Origin of the sequence: Sphaerisporangium sp. NPDC049003 (assembly GCF_043197795.1) — a bacterium.
Classification (GTDB): Bacteria; Actinomycetota; Actinomycetes; order Streptosporangiales; family Streptosporangiaceae; genus Sphaerisporangium.
Map to the genome: position 1 here is coordinate 134,350 of NZ_JBICTU010000024.1, position 11,389 is coordinate 145,738.

The following is an 11,389-nucleotide window of genomic DNA, read 5'->3' on the forward strand; positions in this document are numbered from 1 at the left end:
GCTTCCGTGCCCGGAGCCCGCGGTGAGGCGCGGGGTCCGGCTCGGCGTCGACGTGGGATCGGTCCGCGTCGGCGTGGCCCGCAGTGACCCTTCGGGGCTGCTGGCCACGCCGGTCGAGACCGTGCGGCGCGGCCGGGGCGACCTCGACCGCATCGCCGAGATCGCCGCCGAGTGCGAGGCGATGGAGATCGTCGTCGGCCTCCCCACCTCGCTGTCGGGCCGCGAGAGTCACGCGGCGGTCGCCGCGCGGCAGTTCGCCGTCAGGCTGGCCGAGCGGCTCGCGCCTGCGCCCGTCCGCCTCTACGACGAGCGGCTGACCACCGTGACCGCGCAGCAGGGCCTGCGCGCCAGCGGTGTGAAGGCGAAGAACCAGCGGGCGGTGGTCGACCAGGCGGCGGCCGTGGTCCTGCTTCAGGCAGCCCTGGACGCCGAGCGGTCCGGCGGCGCCCCGCCGGGCAGACCCGTCGAGCCACCGGGGCGGCGTCCCGGTGGGGAATCGAGCGCCGGGCCCTCGGCGTGACGCGGCCCGCCGGCCCCGGCGACGACCCCGACGACCTGATCTCCTTCACCGACGAGCGCTTGCCCGAAGGGGCCGACGAGCGCCGGGCCCGCGCCGGGCGCAGCAAGCGCGCTCTGCTGCTGCTGGTCGGCGGGGGCAGCGCCGTGCTGATCGCCGCGGGCCTCGCCGGGGCGTTCGCGCTGTTCGGGCCGCTCATGAGGCCCGACGACTTCGACGGCACGGGCTCGGGTCCGGTCGTCGTCGAGATCGCCCCGGGCGCCAGCGCCGGGCAGGTGGCCGACGCCCTGGTCAAGGCCGAGGTGGTGGCGAGCGCCCGGTCCTTTGTCAACGTGGTGGAGGAACGCGGCAAGTCGGGCAGCCTCCGGCCCGGTCGCTACGCCCTGCGCAAGCGCATGTCCGCCGCGTCGGCGCTCGACCTTCTCATGGCGCCCCAGTCCAGGGTGCGGAAGCGGGTGACCATTCCCGAGGGGCTGCGCGCCGCCGAGGCGGTGGCCCGCCTGGCGAAGGGGTCGGGGCTGCCCGCGGCCGAGCTGGGCCAGATGGCCGCCAAGCCCGCCGAGCTGGCGCTGCCGCCGTACGCCAAGGGGACCGTCGAGGGCTTCCTGTTCCCCGCCACCTACGACATCGAGCCCGCGACGACACCACGCGACCTGCTGCGCTCGATGGTTCGCAGGTTCAAGCGCGCGGCGGCGCACGTGGACCTGGAGGCCGGGGCGGCGGGGCAGCGCCTGTCCCCGCGTGACGTGGTGGTCATCGCGAGCATCGTGCAGGCCGAAGGCGGCAGGGACAGCGACTATCCGATGATCGCCAGAGTGATCTACAATCGCCTCGCGTCCAGAGCCAAGCTGGAGATGGACAGCACGGTGATGTACGGCCTGGGCAAGCACGGCATCGTGGCCTCACACGCCGAGATCAAGCGCGACACCCCGTACAACACTTACATGCACCCCGGGCTGCCGCCCGGTCCGATCAGCAATCCCGGCGAGGCCGCGCTCCGTGCGGCGCTTCGTCCGGCTAAGGGTGATTGGTACTGGTTTGTCACGATCGACCCACAGCATAGAATCACGAAATTCACTAACAAAGAGAGTGAGTTCGTGAAACTCCGAGAAGAGCTGAACAAACGTCTCGGGCAGCACTGATGCCCAGCGGGACTGCCACCGCCCCCCGCACGCGCCGGGTCGCCCCGGCAGGCGCGGAGCAAGGGGCGGGGACGACGGCTTGCCTGGTATGTCGCACCAATTTGGGGCACTCGCTTGACGACGGGCCGGTCCTACCGGGAGATTGGCGAGCGCACCTATGAACGATCTGGACCTCGATAGTCTGCTGGGTGCCGAGGACGACGAAGGGCCCCGGCGCCGATCTCGTGCTTCCTCCAGAACGGCACGCACGCGCAGCAGGCGACGTCAGCGCCGCCAGCGCCGCAAGGGCTTCGTGGCCTTCTTCGTCGCGATGATCGTCATTGTCGGCGTCCTCGGCGTCGGTGGGTACTACGGCTACAACTGGATCCGCGGCGTCGCGATCCCCAAGGACTTCACCGGGCAGGGCACCGGCGAGGTGCTCGTGGAGATCAAGGAGGGGCAGAGCGCCACCGAGGTGGCCCAGACCCTCGTCGACCAGGGTGTCGTGGCCAGCGAGCGGGCTTTCATCAACGCCATCGGCGCGGCCGGCAAGAGCGCCTCGCTCCAGCCGGGGGAGTACAAACTTCGCAAGGGCATGGCCGCGAGCAACGCCGTCCCCCTGCTCGACCCGAAGCGCCGGCTGCAGACCACCCTGACCGTGAGAGAAGGGCTGCGGCTCTCGCAGATCCTGGAGCAGCTGTCGACCGCCACCGGCAAGCCGGTGTCCGAGTTCCGCAAGGCGGCCAAGGACGCGAAGGCGCTCGACCTCCCGTCCTACGCCAGGGGCAGGCTGGAGGGCTTCGCCTTCCCCGCGACCTACGAGGTCTCTCCCAAGTCCAGCCCCGACGAGGTCCTCGGCGCGATGGTGGCGCGTTACAAGCGCGCGGCCGACGACGCCGGCCTCGTGGCGGGCGCCAGGCGGGTGGGCCGTACGCCGCTGGAGATCATGACGATCGCCAGCATCGTGCAGGCGGAGTCCGGCAGCGTGCGCGACATGCCGAAGGTCGCGCGAGTGATCTACAACCGGCTCAACCGATCGCCGCAGATGAAGCTGCAGATGGACAGCACGGTCATGTACGGCCTGAACAAGTTCGGCATCGCCGCCACGCACGAGGAGATCAAGAGCACGTCGCCGTACAACACCTACGCGCGCCTTGGCCTGCCGCCCGGTCCGATCGGCAACCCCGGTGACCACGCCATCGAGGCCGCGTTGAAGCCCGCCGACGGCACCTGGCTGTTCTTCGTCACCACCGACCCCAAGCGGGGCATCACCAAGTTCACCGACTCCGAGGCGGAGTTCTTCAAGCTGGCCCAGGAGTTCAACCAGAACCGCGGGACGGGCTGATGGAGCGGCGTGCCGCCGTGCTCGGCTCGCCGATCGCGCACTCGCTCTCGCCGTGCCTGCACCGGGCCGCGTACGACGCCCTCGGGCTGCGCGGCTGGAGGTACGACGCGATCGAGTGCGACGAGGGGGGCCTGGCCGGGCTGCTGTCCGGCATGGGCCCCGAGTGGGCGGGCCTTTCGCTGACCATGCCGCTCAAGCGGGCCGTGCTGCCCCTGCTGGACACCGTCGCCGACCTCGCCGTCGAGGTCGGCGGGGTGAACACCGTGGTCTTCCGCGACGGCGCCCGGCACGGGGAGAACACCGACGTCCACGGCATCGTCCAGGCGCTCACCGAGTCGGGGGTCGTGGCACCCCGGGCGGCGACGATCCTCGGCGGCGGCGCCACGGCGGGCTCCTCGCTCGCCGCGCTCCGCGAGCTCGGCCTGTCGAAGGCGACGCTGGTGGTCCGCGACCCGTCGCGGGCCAGGGAGACGGCCGAGGTCGCCGAGCGGCTCGGCATGGCCCTGACCGTGCGGACGCTCGACAAGCTCGACACCGTACTCGACGTGGACCTTGTGATCTCGACGCTGCCCGCGGGGGCGGCGGACGGCTACGCGCAGGCGCTCACCGTCGTGCCGGCCGTGTTCGACGTGGTCTACGCCCCATGGCCGACGCCGCTGGCGCGTGCCGTGCGGGGCGCCGGCGGCACGGTCGTCGGCGGGTTCGCCATGCTGCTGCACCAGGCCGTGCGCCAGGTGGAGATGCACACGGGCCGAGGGGGAGTCCCGGTCGCGGTCGTACGGGCGGCCGGCGAGGCCGAGATCCTCAGACGAGCGGCTCGAACGGATTGAGCACCCGCACCCCGGTGCCCGCGACGTCTTTCACGTTGCGTGTCACCAGGGTCCATCCTCGAACAAGGGCGGTGGCCGCCAGGAGACCGTCGACCGCGGGAAGGGAAGAGGTCGCGCGCAATCCGACCACCAGCGTGCCTCCTCACCGTGGCGGGTCACCACCTGCGGGCCCTCGTCGTGAGCCTGGCGATCACCTCGCTGAGGCGCTGCTTCGCCTCCCGCAGCTGCCAGTGAGCCATGAGCACCTCCATCTGGTCTGTCTAGACTCACAGGGCGATCCTAGTAACCCATCGCCTTCCGTGTCCGATCAATCACAGATAGTAAGGCGCTGGGGGGACTATTCGGCGGGTGCTCGGTGTTGTGGTAATGTTGCTGCTTGATCGGTCCGGCATGGCTGCTGGACGCGCAAGCGGAGGTTTTCCTCCCACCTGTTCGGCCGCAGGGCCGACGGGTCAAGGATCACTACCGGACTCCTCCGGGGAGCTCATGGTCATCTGATCACCGAGCTCGGTGGCCCCGCATGCGCGACGTGTGGGGCTTTTCGCATTCCCGCGAAACCTCCCATCACGGTCAAGCACCGACGCGGATAAATGCCAGGTACCTAGGAGGTCCCATCAGCACTGAGCCCCGCATCAACGAGCGTATTCGCGTGCCCGAGGTGCGCCTCGTGGGCCCGAACGGCGAGCAGGTCGGCATCGTCTCCATCGGCGATGCGCTGAAGCTGGCCCAGGAGTCCGACCTCGACCTGGTCGAGGTCGCGGCAACGGCTCGTCCGCCCGTGTGCAAGCTCATGGACTACGGCAAGTTCAAGTACGAGTCCGCCATGAAGGCACGCGAGGCGCGCCGTAACCAGGCGCACACGATCATCAAGGAGATCAAGCTCCGGCCGAAGATCGACCCGCATGACTACGAGACCAAGAAGGGTCACGTCGTGCGGTTCCTCAAGGCGGGGGACAAGGTCAAGGTCACGATCATGTTCCGCGGACGTGAGCAGTCCCGTCCCGAGCTGGGCTTCCGGCTCCTGCAGAGGCTGGCGGAGGACGTCACGGAGCTCGGCTTCGTCGAGTCCCAGCCCAAGCAGGACGGCCGAAACATGATCATGGTGATCGGGCCGCACAAGAAGAAGGCCGAGGCCAAGGCCGAGCGCGCGGCGGCTCGCGCGAGAACCTCCGGCGATCCGGTGGAGGGCGAGGACATGAGCCTCGACCACGACATGGCGTCGGCATCGGAACCGCAGGAGTGACCCGCCCCGCCTGACAGCTCGGCGGGATGCGAGAAGACACCGAAGACCGGGTCAGGGAGAGCGGCCAGGCATGCTCCTGGCTGGGGTACCTTGACCCGGGATATCGGCACGGACCATTGAGGGAGAGACGGCTGACATGCCGAAGATGAAGACGCACAGCGGTGCGAAGAAGCGGTTCCGCCTCAGCGGGAGCGGCAAGATCATTCGCCGTCGTGCGAACCGTGCCCACTACAACGAGCACAAGGCGTCCACGCGGACGCGCCGTCTCGCGCCTGAGGTCGTCATGTCCGATGCCGACACCAAGAAGATCAAGAAGCTGCTCGGCAAGTAACCGAACCCCCGGGGAGATAGAACAATGGCACGCGTAAAGCGGGCGCTCAACGCCAAGAAGAAGCGCCGCGTCGTCCTCGAGCGGGCGAGTGGTTACCGGGGTCAGCGGTCGCGGTTGTACCGCAAGGCCAAGGAGCAGATGCTCCACTCACTGACCTACGCCTACCGTGATCGCAAGGACAAGAAGGGTGCCTTCCGGCGCCTTTGGATCCAGCGCATCAACGCGGCGGCGCGCGCGAACGGCATCACCTACAACCGGTTCATCCAGGGCCTGAAGGCCGCCGGTGTCGAGGTGGACCGCAAGATCCTCGCCGACCTCGCGGTCAACGACACCCAGACCTTCGCGGCGCTGGCCGAGACCGCAAGGAAGGCCCTGCCGTCCGACGTCAACGCGCCGGTCGCGAGCTGAGCCCACGCACGACCCAGTGAACGACTCGTTCTGTATCGGAGCGGGTCGTTCACTGTTTTCCGGCATTTCCACCGTGACGGGCCTCACGCGCGTCGTCACGGTTCAGGGGTTTCACCAGGGGGATATGTGGCCGGGTCCGAGCTGACCAATATCAGATCTCCGCGGGTCAAGGCCGCGAAGCGCCTGACCAAGCGGGCATTCAGGGACCGAGACCGCTCCTTCCTCGCCGAGGGCCCGCAGGCCGTGAGGGAGGCCCTGAACCTCCCCGGCGTCGCCGTCGAGCTGTTCACCACCGCGGACGCGGAGATCAGGCACGCCGACATCGTGGACACCGCCCGGCGCGCCGGGTTGCCGGTGCACGCCGCGAGCGGGGAGGTCATGGCGGAGCTCGCCCAGACCGTCACTCCCCAGGGGCTGCTCGCGGTCTGCCGTTTCATCCACGTGCCGCTGGCCGAGGGCGTCCCCGAGGGCGCCGGCCTCGTCGCCGTGCTGGCCCACGTGCGTGACCCCGGCAACGCGGGCACGGTCCTGCGCACGGCGGACGCGGCGGGGGCGGACGCGGTCGTGTTCACCGACGCCTCCGTGGATCCCTACAACGGCAAGTGCGTCAGGGCCAGCGCCGGGAGCCTGTTCCACCTCCCCGTCGTGACCGCCGCCCCCGTGGCCGAGGCCGTACGCCATCTCAAGGAGCGGGGGCTGCGCGTCCTCGCGGCCGACGGCGCCGGCGCCAAGACGCTCGACGACGTCGACCTGGCCGGCCCGACGGCGTGGATCTTCGGCAACGAGGCATGGGGCCTGCCCGAGGAGATCCTGGAACTGGCCGACGAGGTCGTCCGGGTCCCCATCTACGGGCGCGCCGAGAGCCTCAACCTGGCGACGGCGGCCGGAGTCTGCCTTTATGCCTCGGCGCGGGCCCAGCGCTCCGCGTAGGCCCTCTGACAGCCGTACAGGCCCCTTTGTCCTAAAGGGACCTGTTCCTGCTCCGGCGGGACGGTCCCCCACGGAGAGTAGGGCTGCCTTCCAGTACGGGAAACCCGCTATTGTCGGCCCTGTAGGGTCGAGGAGGCGATAGTGCGCGGCGGACAAACCCACCCACGGGACGCCGATGCCGCATGTTCGATCGAGGTCGACGATCTGCCCGACGGCGTCATCGTGGCCGACGAGCGCGGCAGGGTGGTCGCCCTCAACCGCGCCGCGTCCCGCCTCACGGGAGCGGGGCCGCACGCGGTCGTCGGAAAGCTCTTTCCCGATGTCCTGCCCTTCCGTGACAACGACGGCCGCGACTGGTGGAAGTGGCTCGACGCCTACGGCGGCCTGCGCACCCGCAGCCGCCAGCCCGAGTGCTCGCTCTACCTGCCCGGCGGCCAGGAGCTGCTGGTGGCCGCCCGCTTCGTGCGCAGGCCCGAGCGCGGCGGCGACGTCGTCCGCGTGGTGGTCACCCTGCGCGACGCGGCGGCGCGCGCCCGCCTGGAGCGCAGCCGCGCCGACCTGGTGTCCACCGTCGCCCACGAGCTCCGCTCCCCGCTGACCAGCGTCAAGGGGTTCACCGCCACCCTGCTGGCCAAGTGGGGCCGTTTCACCGACGACCAGAAGCGCGTGATGCTGGAGACCGTCAACGCCGACGCCGACAGGGTCACCCGGCTCATCACCGAGTTGCTCGACGTGTCCCGCATAGAGTCGGGGCGCCTGCAGATCCACCGCCAGGTTGTCGACGTTCCCGCGCGGGCGCGTAAGATCATCGCGGGTCGGGTGGCCGCGGGCGAGCCTGAGGACCGTTTCCTGCTGGAGACGCTCGGTGATCTACCCGAGATGTGGCTCGATCAGGACAAGATCGACCAGATCCTCGGAAACTTGCTGGAAAACGCGGTGCGTCACGGGCGAGGTACCGTGACAATAGTCGTGGAGCCTGTCGAGTGGGGAGTCGCCGTGTCCGTGCGTGACCAGGGCGAGGGTGTCGCACCCGAGCTGGCCTCGCGCGTCTTCCGGCAGTTCTGGCGCGGCAACGGGCGGCGCCGTGGCGGCACGGGGCTCGGCCTCTTCATCGTTAAGGGCCTCGTCGAGGCCCACGGCGGCACGATCACTGTGCAGCGGGCGCCCGGCGGCGGCGCCGAGTTCCGATTTACCATGCCCGCCGGCACTCCCGACTTCGCCTGACGCGTCGCCCGGGACGGCCGGTGGGCCTCACCACGCCGGCATCCGCCGGCCCGGCCGCGTCGCGTACGGACGCCCGACCGCGGGAGGTCACCACCGTTTCCCGCCGTCGTCCGGCAGGCGATCACGGAAGCGGCGACCGCTTCCCGGCGGCGTCCCGCATGTGATCGGAACAGCTTCGGCAACCTCCGGCGACAGCTCGCGGGAGGTTGTCCACAGCCCGTCGCCCGCGGCCGGTTCGCCACTCTGGACGGACTAGACTCGTGCCCGCTCAAGCCCTGGATACGGAGCTCTCTCTTGTCGAACACCTATGACCCGGTCGAGGTGACGCCGTTGCACGCCGACGAGGTGGCGCGCATGGAGGCGGAAGCCGTGGCCGCCATCAACGCGGCCGCCGACCTCGACGACCTCAAGCAAGTGCGGCTGGCGCACTCCGGCGACCGGTCCCCGATCGCGCTGGCCAACCGCGAGATCGGCGCGCTGCCGCCGCAAGCCCGTTCCGAGGCCGGCAAGCGCATCGGGGGGGCTCGCAAGGCCATCGGCGAGGCCCTCGCCGCCCGGCAGGCCGTGCTCACGGCCGAGCGCGACGAGCGCGTCCTGGTCGAGGAGGCCGTCGACGTCACCCTGCCATGGGACCGCGCGCCCCGGGGGGCCAGGCACCCGCTCACGACGCTGCAGGAGCGCATCGCCGACGCCTTCGTCGCGATGGGCTACGAAGTCGCCGAGGGGCCCGAGCTCGAGGGCGAGTGGTTCAACTTCGACGCCCTCAACATCGCGCCCGACCACCCGGCCCGCTCCGAGCACGACACGTTCTTCGTGGAGTCGGTCGACTCCGGCATGGTGCTGCGCACGCAGACCTCCCCGGTGCAGATCCGCGCGCTGCTCTCGCGAAAGCTTCCGGTGTACGTCATCTCGCCCGGCAAGACCTTCCGCACCGACGAGCTCGACGCCACCCACACCCCGGTGTTCCACCAGATCGAGGGCCTGGCGGTCGACGAGGGGCTGACGATGGCCCATCTGAAGGGCACACTCGACCGGTTCGCCGAGGTCATGTTCGGCGAGGGCATCAAGACCCGGTTCCGGCCCAACTACTTCCCGTTCACCGAGCCGTCGGCCGAGATGGATCTGCGCTGCTTCGTCTGCCGGGGCTCCTCGGCCGTCCCTGGCAACCCCGCGTGCCGCACCTGCAAGTCCGAGGGCTGGATCGAGTGGGGCGGCTGCGGCATGGTCAACCCCCGCGTGCTGGTGGCCTGCGGCGTCGACCCCGAGCGCTACAGCGGGTTCGCCTTCGGCATGGGCGTCGAGCGGACCCTGATGTTCCGCCACAACGCCGAGGACATGCGAGACATGGTCGAGGGAGACGTGCGCTTCACGCTCCCCTTCGGTATGGAGGTCTGATGAAGTTCCCGCTTTCCTGGCTGCGGGAGTACGTCGACCTGCCCGCCGTCACCGCCCACGAGGTAGCCGACAAGCTCACCGCGGCCGGCCTCAAGCTTGAGGCGATCGAGTCCGTCGGTGACGAGATCAAGAACGTCGTCGTCGGCGAGGTGCTCTCCATCGAGGAGCTCACCGGCTTCAAGAAGCCCATCCGCTACTGCTCGGTGGAGGTCGGCGAGGCCGCGCCCCGCTGGGTCATCTGCGGCGCCACAAACTTCGCGGTCGGCGACCGCGTCGCCGTGGCGCTCCCGGGCGCGGTGCTGCCCGGCGGCTTCGAGGTCGGGTCCCGCAAGACCTACGGCCACGTGTCCGACGGCATGATCTGCTCGGCGCGCGAGCTCGGCATCGGCGAGGACCACAGCGGCATCCTGATCCTTCCCGCCGACACCCACCTGGGCGCCGACGTGGTCGAGCTGCTGGGCCTGCGCGACGACGTCATCGAGCTGGAGATCACCCCCGACCGCGGGTACGCCCTGTCGATCCGGGGCGTCGCCCGCGAGGCCGCCACCGCTTTCGGCGTGTCCTGGCGTGACCCGGCCGACGTGGAGCCGCCCTCGTTCACCGAGGAGGCCCACCCCGCGTCGATCGCCGACCCCTCGGCCTGTGACCGGTTCGTGCTGCGCACGGTCTCCGGGTTCGACCCCTCCGCCGAGACGCCCATGTGGATGCAGGTGCGCCTGGCGCGCGCGGGCATGCGGCCGGTCTCCCTGGCCGTCGACGTCACCAACTACCTGATGATCGAGCTGGGCCAGCCGCTGCACGCCTTCGACCGGTCCAAGCTCAGCGGGCCCGTCGTGGTCCGCAGGGCCGAGCCGGGCGAGACGCTGGAGACGCTCGACCATGTCGTGCGCAAGCTCGACCCCGAGGACATTCTGATCACCGACTCCTCGGGCGCGATCTCGATGGCCGGCACGATGGGCGGGCTGGAGACCGAGATCTCCGGCACCTCGACCGACCTGGTGATCGAGGCGGCCCACTTCTCGGCCACCGGCACGGCCCGCATGTCGCGGCGACACAACCTGGTGAGCGAGGCGTCGCGCCGCTTCGAGCGCGGCGTCGACCGCGAGCTGCCCCTGTACGCCTCGTGGCGCGCGGTCCAGTTGCTGGTCGCGTTCGGCGGCGGCACGGCGGACGCCGGGGTCACCCACGCCCACGTCGACGCCGAGCCCGCGACGATCACCATCCCGGCCGACCATCCCGACCGGGTGGCGGGCGTCGCCTACGGGCGCGACACGGTCGTCCGCCGCCTGGAGCAGGTCGGATGCACGGTGGTCGCCCAGAGCGCGGTCCCCGGGCACGAGGGCGCCGAGGCGTCCCCGGCCGTTCCCGCCGATGTGCTGGAGAGTCCAGGCCGGCCCGATCCGGCCGAGCTGCTCACGGTGACGCCGCCCTCGTGGCGCCCCGACCTGACCGACCCGAACGACCTCGCCGAGGAGGTCATCCGGCTCGAAGGCTACGCGAAGCTGCCCTCGGTGCTGCCCGCCGCTCCCGCGGGGGCCGGGCTCACCGAGGCCCAGCGGCTGCGCCGCCGCGTCGGCCGCGCGCTGGCCGCCGCCGGCTACGTCGAGACGCTCGCCTACCCGTTCATGGGCGTGCGCGACCTCGACGGTCTCCAGTTGCCCGAGGGCGACGCGCGACGCCGGGCCGTACGCCTGGCCAACCCGATCAGCGAGGACGAGCCGCTGATGCGCACCACGCTGCTGCCGGGGCTGCTCAAGACCCTGGTGCGCAACGTCGGCCGCGGATTCGGCGACCTCGCCCTGTTCGAGTCCGGCCTGGTCTACCGGCCCGAGGCGGGCGCCCCGGCGAAGGCCCCGGTGCTCGGCGTCGACCGCAGGCCCACCGAGGAGGAGCTGGCCACCATCACGGCCGCCCTGCCCCGGCAGCCGCTGCGGGTCGCCGTCGTGGGGGGGGGGGGGGCCGCCCCCGCGGGGGGGGGGGGGGGGGGGGGCCCGGGGGGGGGGGGGGGGGCCGGGGGGGGGGGGCCGGGGGGGGGCCGGGGGGCG

The 11,389-nt window shown here is 70.9% G+C and carries 12 protein-coding genes; 11 read left to right on the top strand and 1 reads right to left on the bottom strand.

The annotated features are described in order from the left end of the window. The first annotated feature begins 22 nt into the window (after window positions 1-22). The 4 genes from ruvX to ACGFIV_RS25865 all read left to right on the top strand — a co-directional run bounded on the left by ruvX (window position 23) and on the right by ACGFIV_RS25865 (window position 3,813). The gene (gene ruvX / locus ACGFIV_RS25850; RefSeq protein ID WP_358560123.1) at window positions 23-520 is read left to right on the top strand and encodes a Holliday junction resolvase RuvX; all 498 of its coding nucleotides are present in this window, start codon (window positions 23-25) and stop codon (window positions 518-520) included. After that, window positions 517-1,659 carry an endolytic transglycosylase MltG gene (gene mltG, locus ACGFIV_RS25855; protein ID WP_392838020.1) on the top strand — a complete coding sequence of 381 codons (1,143 nt, stop codon included), beginning with the start codon at window positions 517-519 and terminating at the stop codon, window positions 1,657-1,659. The genes ruvX and mltG (ACGFIV_RS25855) overlap by 4 nt, the downstream gene beginning before the upstream one ends. Window positions 1,660-1,816: 157 nt before the next feature. Continuing rightward, window positions 1,817-2,983, top strand: coding sequence for an endolytic transglycosylase MltG (gene mltG, locus ACGFIV_RS25860; protein ID WP_358560127.1), 1,167 nt, complete (start codon window positions 1,817-1,819; stop codon window positions 2,981-2,983). Beyond that, window positions 2,983-3,813, top strand: a complete 831-nt coding sequence (locus ACGFIV_RS25865) for a shikimate dehydrogenase (protein WP_358560129.1) — start codon at window positions 2,983-2,985, stop codon at window positions 3,811-3,813. Before mltG (ACGFIV_RS25860) ends, ACGFIV_RS25865 begins: the two co-directional genes overlap by 1 nt. Here ACGFIV_RS25865 and ACGFIV_RS25870 read toward each other — a convergent pair. After that, window positions 3,788-3,943, bottom strand: coding sequence for a hypothetical protein (locus tag ACGFIV_RS25870; RefSeq protein ID WP_392838021.1), 156 nt, complete (start codon window positions 3,941-3,943; stop codon window positions 3,788-3,790). The genes ACGFIV_RS25865 and ACGFIV_RS25870 overlap by 26 nt on opposite strands. 483 nt (window positions 3,944-4,426) lie before the next feature. Between ACGFIV_RS25870 and infC the strand changes: the two genes are divergently transcribed. From infC to ACGFIV_RS25905, 7 genes are all read left to right on the top strand, one after another. After that, a complete protein-coding gene (infC, locus tag ACGFIV_RS25875) occupies window positions 4,427-5,056 on the top strand; it encodes a translation initiation factor IF-3 (RefSeq protein ID WP_358560142.1) in 630 nt (209 codons plus the stop codon). A 136-nt stretch (window positions 5,057-5,192) separates the two neighbouring features. After that, on the top strand, window positions 5,193-5,387 hold the full coding sequence (rpmI, locus tag ACGFIV_RS25880) for a 50S ribosomal protein L35 (protein ID WP_358560134.1): 195 nt from the start codon (window positions 5,193-5,195) through the stop codon (window positions 5,385-5,387). A gap of 24 nt (window positions 5,388-5,411) precedes the next feature. After that, entirely contained in the window at window positions 5,412-5,795 is a 384-nt protein-coding gene (gene rplT, locus ACGFIV_RS25885) for a 50S ribosomal protein L20 (RefSeq protein ID WP_358560136.1), read from the top strand. Window positions 5,796-5,921: 126 nt separating this feature from the next. Next, window positions 5,922-6,725: an RNA methyltransferase gene (locus ACGFIV_RS25890; protein WP_358560138.1), complete on the top strand. Its 804-nt coding sequence runs from the start codon at window positions 5,922-5,924 to the stop codon at window positions 6,723-6,725. 141 nt (window positions 6,726-6,866) lie between these two features. Next, window positions 6,867-7,949, top strand: coding sequence for an ATP-binding protein (locus tag ACGFIV_RS25895; protein WP_358560140.1), 1,083 nt, complete (start codon window positions 6,867-6,869; stop codon window positions 7,947-7,949). Window positions 7,950-8,303: 354 nt separating this feature from the next. Further along, on the top strand, window positions 8,304-9,344 hold the full coding sequence (gene pheS / locus ACGFIV_RS25900; RefSeq protein ID WP_392838026.1) for a phenylalanine--tRNA ligase subunit alpha: 1,041 nt from the start codon (window positions 8,304-8,306) through the stop codon (window positions 9,342-9,344). Then, window positions 9,344-11,389 (top strand): phenylalanine--tRNA ligase subunit beta (locus ACGFIV_RS25905; RefSeq protein ID WP_392838022.1); only part of this gene is annotated, 2,046 nt, incomplete at its 3' end. The genes pheS and ACGFIV_RS25905, both read left to right, overlap by 1 nt.

Bases quoted from the DNA above. Each gene is read 5' to 3' on its own strand.
- rpmI (WP_358560134.1), top strand. From the start codon at position 5,193: ATGCCGAAGATGAAGACGCACAGCGGTGCGAAGAAGCGGTTCCGCCTC.
- rplT (WP_358560136.1), top strand. From the start codon at position 5,412: ATGGCACGCGTAAAGCGGGCGCTCAACGCCAAGAAGAAGCGCCGCGTC.
- ACGFIV_RS25865 (WP_358560129.1), top strand. From the start codon at position 2,983: ATGGAGCGGCGTGCCGCCGTGCTCGGCTCGCCGATCGCGCACTCGCTC.
- pheS (WP_392838026.1), top strand. From the start codon at position 8,304: ATGGAGGCGGAAGCCGTGGCCGCCATCAACGCGGCCGCCGACCTCGAC.
- mltG (WP_358560127.1), top strand. From the start codon at position 1,817: ATGAACGATCTGGACCTCGATAGTCTGCTGGGTGCCGAGGACGACGAA.